Annotated in this window: 1 protein-coding gene; it reads left to right on the top strand. The window is 60.8% G+C overall.

The window, feature by feature from the left end; all coding sequences use genetic code 11:
- The coding region (locus SB772_RS42175; RefSeq protein ID WP_410838795.1) for a hypothetical protein at window positions 1-252 on the top strand (252 nt) is incomplete at its 5' end.
- Between the last annotated feature and the right edge of the window lie 11 nt (window positions 253-263).

Raw genomic sequence — 263 nt, 5'->3', positions numbered from 1 at the left:
AAGCCAGGGGGACGCACATGCACGACGGATGCTTCGAATGCACTGCCTCAGGACGTGATCGAACTTCGCGCGTGGCTAAGCGACTGGTACGACCATGCGTTCGCCGTGGGCTACATCTATCCGCCCTTCATGCTCGTCGAAGCGACTGCCGACCGTCTCGAAGGCTATTTCAAGGCGGGCCTGACGCCAGCCGAAGGCGCGAGGCGTTCTTCGGCTCCGTGCATTGAGAGGCAAGCAATGAGCTTCGACTAGTTCGACGCTCG

This window comes from Paraburkholderia sp. SIMBA_030 (assembly GCF_046535245.1).
Classification (GTDB): Bacteria; Pseudomonadota; Gammaproteobacteria; order Burkholderiales; family Burkholderiaceae; genus Paraburkholderia.
This window is presented reverse-complemented; position numbering and strand designations above follow the sequence as displayed.